The sequence below is a fragment of the Castellaniella sp. genome, from assembly GCF_034675905.1.
GTDB lineage: Bacteria > Pseudomonadota > Gammaproteobacteria > Burkholderiales > Burkholderiaceae_B > Castellaniella.
This window is the reverse complement of sequence record NZ_JAUCCV010000002.1, coordinates 667501-683374: the sequence shown is the minus strand read 5'-3', so window position 1 is coordinate 683374 and position 15874 is coordinate 667501. Positions and strand designations below refer to the sequence as shown.

Here is a 15874-nt window from a genome sequence, read left to right as displayed (position 1 = left end):
GTGCTTGTTGTCATTGAATAAGTTTGGATTTTCTCCTTGACCGGTGGAATGGTATCCCGTAGAGTGGGGCAAAGTAGCTTTTTGTGTCATGAAGTGGGAGGGCGCCCCCCGTGTTTCAGGGAAGCAGTGCGTTGACGTTGGATGCCAAGGGACGGATGTCGATTCCGGCCCGGTATCGTGACGTCTTGCTGACCGAAGAGCAAGGGCGCCTGACCCTGACGCGCCACCCTGACGGGTGTCTGATGCTGTATCCGCGCGCCACCTGGGAAATCAAACGCGCCCAGATCGCTGCCTTGCCAGCGGTCGCCCGGCCTTTGCAGCGATTGCTGCTGGGCAGTGCTCAGGACGTGGATATGGACAGCGCCGGCCGCATTCTGGTGGCCCCCGAACTGCGCGATGCCGCAGGTTTTGTGCGCGAAGTCATGTTGCTGGGTCTGGGCTCGCATTTCGAACTGTGGGATCGCGTGCAATGGGAAGCTCGCAGCCTGCAGGACGTCGGCCAGCTGGATCCTGCGATCCTTGAGCAGATTTCTTTCTGAGTCCGGCCCATGGCGTATTCCCACCGTACCGTTCTGCTGGAACCGGCCATCGACGCATTGTTGAGCCCGGCGTTCGGTCGCGGTGCGGATATGGCGAACGTCCCGGCGCTGGATGGGGTGTATGTCGATGGCACGTTCGGTCGCGGCGGTCATAGCCGTCTGCTGCTGCAGCGCTTGGCGCCGCAGGGCCGCCTGCTGGTCTTCGACAAGGATCCCGCCGCCATCGCCGCCGCCCGGGAATTGAGCCAGGCGGATGCGCGCGTCGAAGTCGTGCATGACGGCTTTGCCACATTAGCGGAACAACTCGACCGCCTGTCCATTCCCGCGGTTGACGGCGTCCTGCTGGACTTGGGCGTGTCGTCGCCGCAGATCGATGATGCGACGCGAGGGTTTTCATTCATGCGCGACGGTCCGCTGGACATGCGCATGGACACGACGCGGGGGCAGACAGCCGCCGACTGGCTGGCTCAGGCCGACCAGGATCAGATCAAGGAGGTCATAGCAGATTATGGCGAAGAACGGTTTGCTTTCCAGATTGCAAAGGCGATTGTTGCGGGCCGCCAATCCCGGGCGCTGCGCACCACGGGCGAATTGGCCCAGCTTGTCGCCGGTGTCGTCCGCACGCGCGAAAAGGGTCAACATCCGGCCACACGGACCTTTCAAGCTATACGGATTCACATCAATGCGGAACTTGAGGAGCTCGCGCACGCCCTCCCGGCCGCTTTAAGCCATTTGCGACCAGGGGGGCGGCTGGCGGTGATCAGCTTCCATTCCCTGGAAGACCGCATGGTCAAACAGTGCCTGGCGGCGGCCGCGCGGCCCGGTCAGGCGCAGGCGCGCTTGCCGATTCCCGAAAAGGACATGCCCAAGCCTTGGGTCAAGCTGCTGGGCCGCGTCCAGGCGGATGAGGCCGAGGTGCGGGATAACGCACGCTCTCGCTCTGCCGTGCTGCGGGCTGCACAGCGCACGGGTGAACCCCTGTCGTTTGCGCAGGCGGCGGCTCTGGTGCGCTTGCCCGGGCAGGGTCCTGCCCGGCGGGGCGGGAGGGCGGCTCGATGATCCGCGCCGTCCTGTTCCTGGCCCTGCTGCTGATGGCATCAGCGATTTCTCTGGTGACGGTACGCTTTCAGGCGCGTGAGCTGTTCGTGGCGTCCGAGCGGCTGAAGTCCCAGGCGCATGAACTGGACACGGAATGGCGTCGCCTGCAGCTGGAGCGCGCCGAGCTGGCCCGTAACGCCCGGATCGATTCGCTGGCGCGTACCGAGCTGCATCTGATCCCGGTGACGCCGGATCGCACGATCTATCTGCAGGAAGCTCCGGCTGAGACATCGGCGGCGGGGGGGCGGCCATGAAGCGCTTCGGCTTCCATGAAAGCCCCGTTCTGTCCACGCGTCCGGCCTTCTGGCGGGCGCGTCTGGTCATCATCGTGCTGATGCTGGGTTTCGTGGCGCTGGCGGCGAAGGCCTTGAACGTGCAGATTCTGTCCAATGAGTTTCTGCAGCGTCAGGGGGAACGCCGCTACGAGCGCACGCTGGTGCTGCCGGCGTCCCGGGGCAAGATTTTTGATCGGAGCGGCTCGGTCGTGGTGGCTTCCAGCGTGCCTGCCCGCTCCATCTGGGTGATTCCCGAAGATTTCCATAAAGCCTCGGGTGAGCAGGTCGATGCCTTGGCCAAGCTGCTGGGCATGAAAGCCGCCGATATCCGCCAGCGCACGCGTGACGAGGACAAGAATTTCGTCTACCTGCAGCGCCAGGTGGCCTTGGGCCTCGCAGAGCAGATCCGCAGCCTCAAGATTCCGGGTGTGCAGCAGTTGCCCGAGACGCGCCGTTATTACCCCGAAGGCGAAGTCATGGCGCATATCGTCGGCTTCACAAATATCGAGGACCGAGGCATCGAGGGCGTCGAGCTGGCCTTCAACGACCGGCTGTCCGGGCAGCCGGGATCGCGGCGCGTCATCAAGGACAGGCTGGGGCGGGTTGTCGAGGACGTGCAGGCCGTGGTGCCGCCGGTCGACGGGCAGAACCTGCAGCTGTCCATCGATGCCGGCATTCAGTTCGATACCTATACCGCCTTGAAAGCCGCGCTGGAGCTGCATCGGGCGCGCGCGGGCGCGGCGATCGTGCTGGATGTCCGGACGGGCGAGATTCTGTCGATGGTCAACCTGCCATCCTATGACCCGAACGATAATGCGCAGCGTACCGGACAGGCCCTGCGCAATCGGGTCATGACCGACACCTTCGAGCCCGGCTCCATCATGAAGCCGTTCACGGCGTCGCTGGCGCTGGACGAAGGCAAGATCACCACTCGCACGCGATTCGATACCGGCAATGGCCGTTATCGCTATCAGGGCGCCCTGATTTCCGACGTCGGGCATTACGGGGTGTTGGACGTAGGCGGCATCATCCAGCATTCCAGCAATGTGGGCATGACCATGATTTCGGAACTGCTCGATTCGCAGGCGATGTGGACGAAATTTTCCGAATTGGGCTTTGGCCGGGTGCCGCAGGCGAACTTTCCAGGCATGGCATCGGGACGGCTGCGTCCCTGGCAACGCTGGCGTCCCATCGAGCGGGCCACCATGGCGTATGGCTACGGCCTGTCCGTGTCCTTGATCCAGGTGGCGCATGCCTATACGGCGTTCGCTCGCAACGGCGATATGGTGTCTTTGTCTTTGTTGCGGCGCGAGGGCCAGCCCACCAGCGTCCAGGTGTATTCCCCGCAGGTGGCGCAGGTGATGCGCGGCATGCTGGAAGCCGCCGCGGGGCCGGATGGCGCCCGCAAGGCACAGGTGCAAGGCTACCGGGTAGCGGGCAAGAGCGGCACGGCCCGCAAGATCGTTGACGGTCAGTACAGCAAGACCAAATACCGGGGATCTTTCGTGGGATTCGCGCCGGTGTCCGATCCTCGTATTGTGGTGGCCGTCTCGATCGATGAGCCCAGCGCCGGGGGGTATTATGGCGGCGCTGTGGCCGCACCCGTATTTTCCGATATTGTTTCCAGTACCCTGCGCCGTCTTGGGGTGCGGCCCGATGCGCCGGTGGATTCCCTGGTGGCTGTGGCGGATCAGGGAGGGCGCACACCATGAATACGATAGATATCCTGACCTGGCTGGACGAGCGGGTCGAACGCCGGGCGGATCTGTGCCTGGATTCCCGGCAGATTCAGCCGGGTGATGTGTTTTTCGCCTGCCCCGGCATTGCCGCCGATGGGCGGGCCTATATGGAACAGGCCGTGGCAGCTGGCGCTGCCGCCATCGTCTGCGCCGCCGGCGGGCGGCAGACATCTCCGGACGGGGCGCCTGTCCTGATGGTGGATGACCTGAACGCCTTGCTGGGCGAGATCGCGCATCTTTGGTATGGCCGCCCGTCCGATGCCCTGACGGTGATCGCCGTGACGGGCACCAACGGCAAGACATCCACCGCCCGGTGGCTGGCCGACGCCCTGAATGCCGAGGGCATGCCTTGCGGCACGATCGGCACGCTGGGTGTTTCCCTGGCGGATGGCCGCAGCCTGGGCGGCGTGCTGACAACGCCCGATGTGCTGACCTTGCACCGTAGCCTGGCTGCGATTGTGCGGGCAGGCGCCATGGCGGCCGCCATCGAGGCCTCGTCCATCGGCATCGATCAGGGGCGCTTGGACGGCGTGCGTATCCAGGTGGCGGGCTTCACCAACCTGACGCGTGATCATCTGGATTATCACGGCACGCTCGAGCGCTACAAGCAGGCCAAATTCGCCTTGTTTGCGCGGCCCGGTCTGCGCAGCGCCGTCATCAATGCCGACGATGCCGCTGGGGCGGAGCTGCTGGCGCAGACTGCGCCTTCCGGTCATCGGGTAGCTTACAGCCTGCAGGCCGGTGCGACGGCAGCCTTTCGCGCCGAGGACATCCAGCATGGGGCCGATGGCCTGGTCTTCAATCTGGTGACGCCCGATGGCCGCGCCCAGATACTGACCCATCTGGTGGGTGAACACAATATTTCCAATCTGTTGCTGGTGGCGGGGGTGTTGCGTGAGTTGGGCTGGGGCCTGAGCCGCATCGCTCGCGCCTTGGCCGTGCTGCACCCCGTTGCCGGACGTCTGCAGGTGGTATCGGCTGTCGACAACGGCAGTGCGGCCCGCCCTCAGCCTCTGGTGGTGGTGGATTATGCGCACACGCCTGACGCCCTGGAACGGGTGTTGGCGGCGTTGCGGCCGGTGGCGCAGGAGCGCGGCGGCCGTTTGTGGTGCGTGTTCGGTTGCGGCGGTGATCGCGACACCGGCAAGCGGCCCTTGATGGGTGCTGCGGCGGCCCGGCTGGCCGACACGGTCGTGGTGACGACGGACAATCCGCGCACGGAAATACCCGACGCCATCATCGATGCCATCGTGGCGGGCATGCCTGCGCGGCCGCAGGTTCAGGCGGATCGGGCCAAGGCCATCCTGGATGCCATCTGGCGGGCAGGCGAGCGCGACGTGGTGCTGCTGGCCGGCAAGGGACACGAGACCTATCAGGAGGTCCAGCATGTGCGCAGCCCCTTCGATGATCGGGAGTGGGCGCGTTTTGCACTGAGCTGGCAGCAGGATCAGACGCTGTCCACCGACACGCGCAATCTGCCCGCTGGCGCCTTGTTCCTGGCCTTGCGAGGCGAGCGTTTCGACGGGCATGATCATCTGGACGCTGCCGCTCGGGCGGGCGCCCGTGCCGCGTTGGTGGCGGCGCCCGTGCCGGGGGCGGCATTGCCGCAGATCGTGCTGGGCGACACGCATCAGGCGCTGATCCGGGCCGCCACGGTGTGGCGCAGCCTGTTCGATATTCCGGTGATTGCCGTGACCGGCAGCAATGGCAAGACCACCACCAAGGAAATGATCAGCGCCATTCTGGCTGCCTGGTGGGGTGAGGGCGGGCGTTTGGCCACCCAGGGCAATTTCAATAACGAGATCGGCGTGCCACTGACGGTGCTGCATCTGCGCAGTAGCCACCGCGCCGCCGTGCTGGAACTGGGGATGAACCACCCGGGCGAAATCCCCGTGTTGGCAGCCATTGCCCAGCCTACCGTGGCGTTGGTGAACAATGCCCAGCGCGAACATCAGGAATTCATGAATTCGGTCGATGCTGTGGCCCGTGAAAACGGCGCCGTGCTGCAGGCCTTGCCGCCGGATGGCCTGGCTGTTTTTCCGGCCGATGAGGTCTATGGCGATCTGTGGCAGGAACTGGCGGGCGAACGGTCGGTGCGGCGTTTCGGGTTTGTCGAGTCGGCGGATGTGCATGCATCGCAGATCCGCGCCGGGACGGACCAGACGGAGTTTCGTCTGCATGTGGGGCGCGACACGGTTGCCGTCACGCTGCATGCGCCGGGACGGCACAATCTGCGCAATGCCTTGGCCGCGGCGGCTTGCGCCGGCGCTGCCGGCGCCCCGCTGGCCGCCATCGCGACAGGCTTGGCGGCGTTTGCCCCGGTCGGCGGTCGGATGCGGCCGGAAGTGCTGGCGGATGGATTTCAGCTGATCGACGATACCTACAATGCCAACCCGGATTCCGTGCGGGCCGCGATCGATGTGCTGGCGGGACTGGATGGTCGGCGCATTCTGGTGCTGGGCGATATGGGCGAGGTCGGCGATCAGGGGCCGGCCATGCATGCCGAAGTCGGTGACTATGCCCGGCAGTGCGGGGTGGATGTGCTGCTGACGTTGGGGCCCGCCTGTCGCGAGGCTGTCCGGGCCTTTGGCGCGCAGGCGCAGGCGTTCGACGCGCTGGAAATTTTGCTGCCTGTACTGCTGGCCGCCCGGCCAGCGCATATTCTGGTCAAGGGTTCGCGCAGCATGCGCATGGAACGGGTCGTGCAGGCCCTGCATGCCAATGGCGCGGCCGGGGAGGGCGATCATGCTGCTTGAACTGGCGCGCTGGCTGGCGGACCATCACTTCCGCGCGTTCGGGGTGGTGGAATACATCACCTTCCGGGCCTTGCTGGCATCGGCGACGGCGCTGGCCATCGGCCTGCTGGCCGGTCCCTGGCTGATCCGCCGTCTGACGGCCATGAAGATCGGCCAGGCGGTGCGCAGTTATGGCCCGCAGACGCATCTGCAGAAAAACGGCACGCCGACCATGGGCGGCGCCCTGATCTTGATCGGCATCGGCATCAGCACGCTGTTGTGGGCCGACTGGACCAATCGTTTCGTCTGGGTCGTGTTGCTGGTGACGTTCGGCTTTGGCTGGATCGGGTGGGCGGACGACTATCGCAAGGTCGTGCATCACGACCCTGAAGGCATGCCGGCCCGTCAGAAATTTTTCTGGCAGGCCCTGATCGGCGCGGTGGCGGCGGTGTATCTCAGCTTTGCTGTGGCGGTGCCGGCCAATACCGACTTGTGGCCCTTGTTCCGCGACTGGGTGCTCAGCGGGTTTTCGATGCCGCTGCCGGCTCGTGCCGATCTGATCGTGCCCTTCTTCAAGACCGTCAGCTATCCGCTGGGGGTGTTCGGCTTTGTGGCCCTGACCTGGCTGGTGATCGTGGGTACCAGCAATGCCGTCAACCTGACCGACGGCCTGGATGGCCTGGCCATCATGCCCACTGTGATGATCGGTTCGGCGCTGGGGATTTTTGCCTACGTCGTGGGGCGGGTGGATTATTCCAAATACCTGCTGTTCCCTTACATCCCGGGGGCGTCCGAGCTGATGGTGCTGTGCGCCGCCATTGCCGGCGCCGGCCTGGCCTTTTTGTGGTTCAACGCCTATCCCGCCCAGGTCTTCATGGGGGATGTGGGCGCGTTGGCGCTGGGCGGCGCTCTGGGCACCATCGCCGTGATCGTGCGCCAGGAAATCGTGCTGTTCATCATGGGAGGGGTGTTCGTGGTCGAGACCCTGTCGGTGATGTTGCAGGTCAGTTGGTTCAAATACACCAAAAAACGATACGGGGAAGGGCGACGGATCTTTCGCATGGCGCCGCTGCATCATCATTTCGAAGTCAGCGGCTGGAAGGAAACCCAAGTGGTGGTGCGCTTCTGGATCATCACCATGATGCTGGTCCTGATCGGGCTGTCGAGCCTGAAACTGCGATGACTGTCCAATACCAGTTCCCCTCCCTGCGCCGCGACGGCCTGACCCTGATTCTGGGGTTGGGAGAAACCGGCGTGGCCGCTGCGCGCTGGTGCGCGGCCCAAGGGGCGCCGCTGCGGGTGCTGGATACGCGCGACGAACCGGGTGGCTTGGCGGCCCTGCGGGATAGCGGGATAGCCGCCGACCTGCATCTGGGGCCGCAGGCCCTGCAGGAAACGGCGCTGGATGGCGTGCTGACCCTGGTGCTCAGCCCCGGATTGAATCCGCATGAGGCCCCGATTGCCGGGTTGTTGGAAGCGGCCCGCGCCCGCGGCATCGAGGTTCTGGGTGAAATCGAACTCTTTGCCAGGGCGCTGGCGGATCTGCGTCCGCAGGGCTATGCGCCCGTCGTGCTGGCTGTCACCGGCACCAATGGCAAGACCACGGTGACATCGCTGACGCGCCATCTGGCGCAAGGCTGCGGGCGGCGCGTGCGCGCGGCGGGCAATATCAGCCCGGCGGCGTTGGACAGCCTGCTGGATGCCCTGCAGACGGATGATCTGCCTGATGTCTGGGTTTTGGAGTTGTCCAGTTTTCAGCTGGAAGCCACCACTTCGCTGGCGGCCGATGCTGCCGTGGTGCTGAACATCACCCAGGATCATCTGGACTGGCATGGTTCCATGAGCGCTTATGCGGCAGCCAAGGCGCGGATCTTGACGATGGCGCGGGTGCGCATCGTCAATCGTGCTGATGCGCGGGTGCGGACAATGGTTCAGGATCTGGGCGATCTCGATGTACGCAGCTTTGGCCCTGACGCCCCCGTACTGGCGGGCGACCTGGGGTTGCAGACGCAGCATGACCTGAGCTGGCTGGCGGCGGCGCCCATGGCCGAGCCGGAGCCTGAACCGGTCGCGCCGCGCCGCAAGACGCAGGCGGCTGTTGAACCGGCGCGCCGCCCCCAGGGAACGGCGCAGGCGCTGATGCCAGCCGACGCCTTGCAGATCCGCGGGCAGCATAATGCGCTCAACGCCCTGGCCGCCTTGGCGCTGGGGGCGGCAGCCGGCCTGGATTGGGCTCGCATGCTGCACGCCTTGCGTGACTATCGGGGCGAAGCCCATCGGACTGAATTCATCCAGTCCATTGCCGGCGTGGATTTCATCGACGACAGCAAAGGCACCAATGTCGGCGCGACGCTTGCCGCCTTGCAGGGCCTGGGCCGTCCGGTCGTGCTGATTGCCGGAGGACTGGGCAAGGGTCAGGATTTCTCGCCCTTGGCAGCGGCAGTTCGGGCGCATGCGCGCGCGGTCTTGTTGATCGGTCAGGACGGCCCTGTCATCGGGCAGGCGCTGGCCGGGTGCGCGGTGCCGCTGGTGCCGTGCCAGACCCTGGAGCAGGCCGTGCGTGAAGGCCTGGAGCTGGCTCGTCCGGGCGACGCCGTGCTGCTGTCACCGGCTTGCGCCAGCATGGATATGTTCCGCAACTACGCGCATCGCAGCGCCTGCTTCATCAAGGCAGTGCGAGAACTGGATGAGTCTGGACGCGAGGCAGTCCCTGCGGACTGCCCTGCACCGGGCGAGTCCGGGCAGCATGCAGGCCGCGAGGTGGATGGCGATCAAGGAGAGGCGGCATGAGCGTGTTGGCCGACCTTAGCGCCAGTCTGAACGCCGTGCGTCCGGGCCGCACGACCATGCCGACCGTGGACGCCAGCTTGATCGTCGCGGTCAGCGCCTTGGTGCTGTTCGGCTTGTTGATGGTGTATTCCGCCTCGATTGCGCTGGCTGACGGGCCGCGCTACGAAAGCTATGGCCGGTTCTATTTTGTCGGCCGCCATGCGGTCTTCATCATGGTCGGCCTGATGGCTGCGCTGTTTACCGCCAGCATCCCGATGAAGGTCTGGCAGAAACTGGCCTTGCCCTTGTTTGCGCTGGCCTTGCTGCTGTTGCTGGTGGTGCTGGTGCCAGGCATCGGGCGCGAGGTCAATGGCGCGCGCCGCTGGCTGGCCTTGGGGCCGCTGAATTTCCAGCCTTCGGAATTGATGAAATTCGCCGTGACGCTGTATGCGGCGGACTATGTGATGCGCAAACAGGCGCATCTGCAGGGGTTCTGGCGCGGCTTTCTGCCCATGGCCATGGCGTTGGCGCTGGTCGGCCTGCTGCTGCTGATGGAGCCTGACCTGGGCGCATTCATCGTCATCGGAGCGATTGCCGTCGGGGTGCTGTTCATCGGCGGCATCAACCTGAAATTGTTTTCTACACTGCTGGCGGCGGTGATGTCGTGCTTTTTGCTGCTGATCTGGATGTCGCCCTGGCGCCGGGAACGCCTGTTCGTGTATCTGGACCCCTGGAATCCCGACAATGCCTATGGCAGCGCGTACCAGCTGTCCCATTCCCTGATCGCCCTGGGGCGCGGCGAATGGTTTGGCGTCGGTTTGGGCGCCAGCATCGAAAAATTGCATTATCTGCCTGAAGCCCATACTGACTTCATCGTGGCCGTGATCGGTGAAGAACTCGGATTTGTCGGGGTGATGTGCCTGGTCGCCGTGTTCGTCTTTATCGTGTTGCGCGGCTTTGAAATCGCCCGCAAGGCCATGGTGCTGGATCGCGTGTTCGACGGCCTGGCCGCCCAAGGGGTCGCGTTGTGGATGGGGGTGCAGGCCTTCATCAACGTCGGGGTATGTCTGGGTCTGCTGCCGACCAAGGGTCTGACGCTGCCCTTGGTCAGTTATGGCGGTTCGGGGATTGTGCTGAATCTGGTGGCGATCGCCCTGTTGTTGCGCGTGGATTACGAAACACGCTGCATGATGCGAGGGAAACGGCGATGACGCAGCCTGTGATCCTCATCATGGCCGGCGGCACAGGCGGGCACATCATGCCGGGTCTGGCCGTGGCCAATGCGCTGCGGGCCCAGGGCTGGCAGGTACTGTGGCTGGGCAATCCGGATCGCATGGAAGGGCGTCTGGTACCCGCTCAGGAGATTGAATTGCTGCCCCTGCATTTTGGCGGCGTGCGCGGCAAGGGCCTGTTGGCGTTGCTGAAACTGCCGTTCACCCTGGCGGCGGCTTGCCTGCAGGTGCGCCGGCTGTTGCGCCAGCGCCGTCCCGACGTGGTGTTGGGCATGGGCGGCTATGCCGCCGTGCCGGGAGGGCTGGTGGCCCGATTCAGCGGCATCCCCCTGGTGATCCATGAACAGAACGCCGTGGCAGGGACGGCCAACCGCTTGCTGGCGCGCCTGGCGGGCCGGGTCTTGACCGGCTTTCCCGGCGTCTTGCCCGACGCCTTGATGGTGGGCAATCCGGTGCGTCAGGCCCTGTTGTCGGTCGCCCCGACTGCGCAGCGCTATGCCGTCCGTCAGGGACCGCTGCGCCTGCTGGTGCTGGGCGGCAGCCTGGGGGCGGCCCGTATCAATGAATTGATCCCTGAGGCGCTGGCGGCCATGCCGGCGGACCAGCGCCCGCAGGTCCATCATCAGGCGGGCGAACGCCATGCGGAGCACGTCCGTCAGCATTACGCGCGTCTGGATGTGCAGGCGGATGTATCCGCCTTCATCGAGGATATGGCGCACGCCTTGGCCGAGGCGGATCTGGTGATCTGCCGCGCCGGCGCCATGACGGTGGCCGAAGTCGCCGCCGTGGGCGTGGCGGCCCTGTTCATCCCGCTGCCCCATGCCATCGACGATCACCAGACGGCCAATGCCCGGTATCTGTCGGCGTGCGGGGGCGGCTGGATGATGCCCCAGGCAGATCTGGATGCAGTCCGTCTGGCAGGCTGGCTGGCCGAACGCCAGCGCCCGGAACTGGCCGCCGTCGCGGCCCACGCCCACGAACACGCGAGTTTGAACGCTACGCAGCTGATTGCCGAAGCCTGCGTCCATACCAAAGAGGAATCGGCATGAAGCATCGCATCCGGAATATTCACTTTGTCGGCATCGGGGGCTCCGGGATGAGCGGCATTGCCGAGGTCCTGCTGAACCTGGGCTATTCCATCAGCGGCTCCGACGTCCAGGAAACGGCCGTCACCCGCCGTTTGGCGTCTTTGGGCGCGCGCATCAGCATCGGTCATGCGGCCGAGCATATCCAGGGCGCCGGCGCCATCGTCACGTCGACGGCCATTCATGCCGACAACCCCGAAGTCCTGGCCGCGCGCGCCGCGCGCATCCCCGTGGTGCCCCGCGCCCTGATGCTGGCCGAGCTGATGCGCCTGAAACGCGGCATCGCCGTGGCCGGCACGCATGGCAAGACGACCACCACCAGCCTGGTGGCCAGCGTGCTGGCGGCCGGCGGCCTGGACCCGACCTTCGTGATCGGCGGGCGTTTGAATGCCGCCGACGCCAATGCCCGCCTGGGCCAGGGGGAATACATCGTCGTCGAGGCCGATGAATCCGATGCATCCTTCCTGAATCTCCTGCCGGTGATGGCGGTCATCACCAATATCGACCTTGACCATATGGATACCTATGGTCATGACGTTGCACGGCTCAAGAGCGCGTTTGTCGAGTTCACGCAGCGCCTGCCGTTCTACGGCAGCGCGGTGTTGTGCCTGGATGATTCGAACGTGCGCGAGATCATTCCCTTCGTCTCGCGGCCCGTCACCACCTATGGCATCGAGTCACCCGCCCAGGTGCGGGCGCACGATATCCGTGCCGAGGGCACGACGATGGCCTTTACCGTGGAACGCCAGAGCCTGCACGGCGCCTTGCCGCCGCTGGCGGTGCGTTTGAATCTGCCGGGGCGGCACAATGTGCTCAATGCCCTGGCGACGATCGCCGTGGCCACCGAACTGGGCGTGCCCGATGCCGATATCGTCGAGTCCCTGGGGCAGTTCCGGGGCGTTGGGCGACGCTTCACGCAGATCGGCAATTTTCCCGTGTCGGCCCGCAACGGCGGTGGCGCCTATGCCGTCGTCGATGACTACGGTCACCACCCGGTGGAAATGGCGGCCACGCTGGCCGCTGCCCGAGGGGCCTGGCCGGATCGCCGTGTGGTGCTGGCGTTTCAGCCGCACCGCTACACCCGCACACGCGACTGCTTCGAGGATTTCGTCCAGGTGCTCAGCCAAGCGGATGCCGTGCTGCTGACCGAGGTCTATCCGGCGGGCGAAACGCCGCTGATCGCCGCCGATGGCCGGGCGCTGGCGCGCGGCCTGCGCGTGGCCGGCAAGGTCGAGCCGGTCTTTGTCGAGCAGGTGGCCGATATGGCTGCCGCCATCCAGGACTTCGCCCGAGATGGCGACGTCGTGATCATCATGGGGGCCGGGTCCATCAGCCGGGTGCCCGCGCAACTGGGGAGCCCGCTATGAGCAGCCAGTCATTCGGTCGGGTCGGGGTGCTGTATGGCGGCTTGTCCGGCGAACGGGAAGTCTCTTTGATGTCGGGGGCGGGCGTATGCGCGGCCCTGCGTGAATCTGGCATCGATGCGCATCTGTTCGATACCGGGCGCCAGAGCCTGGCGGACCTGGCCGCCGCCGGCTTTGAACGGGTCTTCATCGCCTTGCATGGCCGTTTTGGCGAAGACGGCACCATCCAGGGCGCGTTGGAGCTGCTGGGCATCCCCTATACCGGCAGCGGGCTGCTGGCGTCCAGCCTGGCGATGGACAAGATCGCCACCAAGCGGCTGTGGCTGCAGCATGGTTTGCCCACGCCGCAGTTCGCAGTGCTGGACTGTCAGGCCGACCCTACTGTGCTGGCCCGGGAACTGGGGCTGCCCCTGATCGTCAAGCCGCCTCACGAAGGCTCCACGCTGGGTGTGACGCGCGTGCAGTCGGTCGAGCAGTTGCCGCAGGCCCTGGCGCTGGCGTGTGAGCTTGATGATCGTGTGCTGGCAGAGCAATTCGTCCAGGGGCGTGAGCTGACGGTGCCCATCCTGGGCAGCGGCGACGATGCGCATGCCTTGCCGGTCATCGAAATCATCGCACCCCAGGGCAATTACGACTACGAACATAAATACGTATCCAACGACACGCGCTATGTCTGCCCGGCAGACCTGCCCGACGCGCTGAGCCGTCAGATACGGGACCTGTCAGTCCAGGCCTACCGCGTGCTGGGCTGCGAGGGTTGGGGCCGGGCCGATCTGATGCTGGACGCACAGAACCGGCCCTGGTTGCTGGAAATGAATACGTCTCCGGGCATGACCAGTCATTCGCTGGTGCCGATGGGGGCCAAGGCGCAGGGCATGAGCTATGCCCAGCTGTGTGTGGCGATTCTGGCGACGGCGCGCTGCAAAGTGCGCCGGCCGGCAGCCGACTAGGGAGAGCCAACTGTGTTTGCGGACGCCCGTCTGACCAATCTGATTGCCAATCTGCTGGCTTTGCTGGCGGTATTGGCAATGGTCGTGGGCGCCCTGACCTGGGTGGTCCGACGTCCTTATTTTTCGATTCAGCAGATCCAGCTGGCCCCGATGGCCGATGCCAGCTTGCAGTACATCAGTCCCACCAGCCTGCAGACTGCATTGGCGGGGCAGGTGCGGGGCAATTTCTTCTTGCTGAATCTGGACCAGGTGCGCCGCCGCATCGAGACCGTGCCCTGGGTGCGGCATGCGTCGATTCGCCGTGTCTGGCCTTCCACGTTGCTGGTGCGTATCGAAGAACAGCAGCCCCTGGCGCTTTGGAATGAAAACCAGATGATCAATACCTGGGGCGAGTCTTTCACGGCCAACCCCGGCGAGTTGCCGGACGATCTGCATTTGCCCCAGTTGAATGGGCCGGGCAATTCCGAGCGTCTGGTGGTGCAGCGTTATGCCGAGATCGCCCGCTGGTTTGCCCCCCTGGGCCTGAGCGTGCGCGAGGCCACGCTGTCGCCTCGCTACGCCTGGGAAGTGTCCTTGTCCGACGGCGTGAGATTGACGCTGGGGCGCGATCCGGCCGCCGACGTCGCCGATCCGCATGGCCGCTCGGGCGCGTTGCCCTTTGCCGCTCGTATTGAACGTTTTGTCCAGGCCTGGCCGGCGTTGTCCCGGCGTCTGGGCGACCGAATGATCGCCAGCGCCGATTTGCGCTATCCGAATGGATTCGCCATCACGCTGGCCCCTGAAACCGCAGCTTCTTCCCAACCGTCCAAACCATGACCCGTGACATCAAAGACCTGATCGTTGCACTCGATATCGGCACCAGCAAGGTGGTAGCCGTCGTGGCAGAGATCTTGCCGGACGGCGGATTCGAAGTGCTTGGCCTGGGCCAGCACGAATCCGAGGGCATGCGTAAAGGCGTCGTCGTCAACATCGAGTCCACCGTCAATTCCATCCAGCGGGCGCTCGAAGAAGCCGAACTGATGGCCGACTGCAAGATCCGCGAGGTCTATACCGGCATCGCCGGCAGCCACATCACCAGCTTCAATTCCAGCGGCATGGTCGCGGTCAAGGACAAGGAAGTCACCGCCACCGACGTGGCGCGCGTGATCGAAACCGCCAAGGCGGTGAACATCCCCACGGATCAGCAGGTGCTGCATGTGCTGACCCAGGAATTCATCGTCGATGCCCAGGAAGACATCCGCGAGCCCATCGGCATGAGCGGCATGCGCCTGGAAGTCCGCGTGCACATCGTCACCGGGGCGGTCAGCGCCGCCCAGAACATCGTCAAGTGCGTGCGCCGCTGCGGTCTGGAAGTGCAGGATCTGATCCTGCAGCCGCTGGCATCCAGCCTGTCGTGCCTGACCGCCGACGAAAAGGAATTGGGCGTGGTGCTGGTGGATATCGGCGGCGGCACCACTGATATCGCCATCTATACGGGCGGCGCGATCCGTCATACCTCGGTCATTCCCATTGCGGGCGATCAGGTCACCAGCGACATCGCCGCCATGCTGCGCACGCCGACGCCGGATGCCGAAGAGATCAAGCTGCGCTACGGCGTGGCCAAGCAGGTGCTGGTCGATGCCGAGGAAATGATTGAAGTGCCGGGCCTGGGGGATCGCCCCAATCGCAGCGTCAAGCGCCAGGCGCTGGGCGCGGTGATCGAGCCGCGCATGGAAGAGCTGTTCGGATTCGTGCAGCAGGTGGTGCGCGAATCCGGCTACGAGGAATTGCTGTCGTCCGGGGTCGTGCTGACCGGCGGGACGGCGCTCATGCCGGGCATGGTCGAACTGGCCGAGGATGTGTTCCTCAAGCCGGTGCGGGTGGCCGTGCCCATGTATGAAGGCAGTCTGGCCGACGTGATGCGCAACCCGCGTTTCTCGACGGTCATGGGTTTGTTGACCGAGGCCCGCATGCAGCGGGCGCGCGGTCGCAAAGTAGCGCAACAGAAAGGGACGGTGAAGTCCATTCTGACGCGCATGAAGGAATGGTTCATGAACTGACCTTTCGGGGCGGTCATGAATCATCAGGGGATTGTTCTGTTTTTCCGTA

General features: G+C 64.9%; 13 protein-coding genes. All 13 read left to right on the top strand.

Annotation, left to right across the window (positions count from 1 at the left end; all coding sequences use genetic code 11):
* Nucleotides 1-110: 110 nt before the first annotated feature.
* From mraZ to ftsA, 13 genes are read left to right on the top strand one after another with little or no spacing between them, the layout of a single operon-like run.
* Nucleotides 111-539 carry a division/cell wall cluster transcriptional repressor MraZ gene (mraZ, locus tag VDP79_RS04325; RefSeq protein ID WP_323016976.1) on the top strand — a complete coding sequence of 143 codons (429 nt, stop codon included), beginning with the start codon at nt 111-113 and terminating at the stop codon, nt 537-539.
* Nucleotides 540-548: 9 nt separating this feature from the next.
* Complete coding sequence (gene rsmH / locus VDP79_RS04320) at nt 549-1598, top strand: 16S rRNA (cytosine(1402)-N(4))-methyltransferase RsmH (RefSeq protein ID WP_323016975.1); 1050 nt, start codon at nt 549-551, stop codon at nt 1596-1598.
* Nucleotides 1595-1891 carry a cell division protein FtsL gene (gene ftsL / locus VDP79_RS04315; protein WP_323016974.1) on the top strand — a complete coding sequence of 99 codons (297 nt, stop codon included), beginning with the start codon at nt 1595-1597 and terminating at the stop codon, nt 1889-1891. The genes rsmH and ftsL overlap by 4 nt, the downstream gene beginning before the upstream one ends.
* On the top strand, nt 1888-3624 hold the full coding sequence (locus tag VDP79_RS04310) for a penicillin-binding protein 2 (protein ID WP_323016973.1): 1737 nt from the start codon (nt 1888-1890) through the stop codon (nt 3622-3624). Before ftsL ends, VDP79_RS04310 begins: the two co-directional genes overlap by 4 nt.
* Nucleotides 3621-6407 carry a bifunctional UDP-N-acetylmuramoyl-L-alanyl-D-glutamate--2,6-diaminopimelate ligase MurE/UDP-N-acetylmuramoyl-tripeptide--D-alanyl-D-alanine ligase MurF gene (gene murF, locus VDP79_RS04305; RefSeq protein WP_323016972.1) on the top strand — a complete coding sequence of 929 codons (2787 nt, stop codon included), beginning with the start codon at nt 3621-3623 and terminating at the stop codon, nt 6405-6407. The genes VDP79_RS04310 and murF overlap by 4 nt, the downstream gene beginning before the upstream one ends.
* Entirely contained in the window at nt 6397-7569 is a 1173-nt protein-coding gene (mraY, locus tag VDP79_RS04300; protein WP_323016971.1) for a phospho-N-acetylmuramoyl-pentapeptide-transferase, read from the top strand. Before murF ends, mraY begins: the two co-directional genes overlap by 11 nt.
* On the top strand, nt 7566-9176 hold the full coding sequence (murD, locus tag VDP79_RS04295; RefSeq protein WP_323016970.1) for a UDP-N-acetylmuramoyl-L-alanine--D-glutamate ligase: 1611 nt from the start codon (nt 7566-7568) through the stop codon (nt 9174-9176). Before mraY ends, murD begins: the two co-directional genes overlap by 4 nt.
* Nucleotides 9173-10366 carry a putative lipid II flippase FtsW gene (gene ftsW / locus VDP79_RS04290; RefSeq protein WP_323016969.1) on the top strand — a complete coding sequence of 398 codons (1194 nt, stop codon included), beginning with the start codon at nt 9173-9175 and terminating at the stop codon, nt 10364-10366. Before murD ends, ftsW begins: the two co-directional genes overlap by 4 nt.
* The gene (murG, locus tag VDP79_RS04285) at nt 10363-11436 is read left to right on the top strand and encodes an undecaprenyldiphospho-muramoylpentapeptide beta-N-acetylglucosaminyltransferase (protein WP_323016968.1); all 1074 of its coding nucleotides are present in this window, start codon (nt 10363-10365) and stop codon (nt 11434-11436) included. Before ftsW ends, murG begins: the two co-directional genes overlap by 4 nt.
* Nucleotides 11433-12839 (top strand): UDP-N-acetylmuramate--L-alanine ligase, encoded by a 1407-nt coding sequence (murC, locus tag VDP79_RS04280; RefSeq protein WP_323016967.1) that lies wholly within the window; start codon nt 11433-11435, stop codon nt 12837-12839. Before murG ends, murC begins: the two co-directional genes overlap by 4 nt.
* Nucleotides 12836-13786 (top strand): D-alanine--D-alanine ligase, encoded by a 951-nt coding sequence (locus VDP79_RS04275; protein WP_323016966.1) that lies wholly within the window; start codon nt 12836-12838, stop codon nt 13784-13786. The genes murC and VDP79_RS04275 overlap by 4 nt, the downstream gene beginning before the upstream one ends.
* A gap of 12 nt (nt 13787-13798) precedes the next feature.
* Nucleotides 13799-14602 carry a cell division protein FtsQ/DivIB gene (locus tag VDP79_RS04270; RefSeq protein ID WP_323016965.1) on the top strand — a complete coding sequence of 268 codons (804 nt, stop codon included), beginning with the start codon at nt 13799-13801 and terminating at the stop codon, nt 14600-14602.
* Nucleotides 14599-15825, top strand: a complete 1227-nt coding sequence (gene ftsA, locus VDP79_RS04265; RefSeq protein ID WP_323016964.1) for a cell division protein FtsA — start codon at nt 14599-14601, stop codon at nt 15823-15825. The genes VDP79_RS04270 and ftsA overlap by 4 nt, the downstream gene beginning before the upstream one ends.
* The last annotated feature ends 49 nt before the right edge of the window (nt 15826-15874 follow it).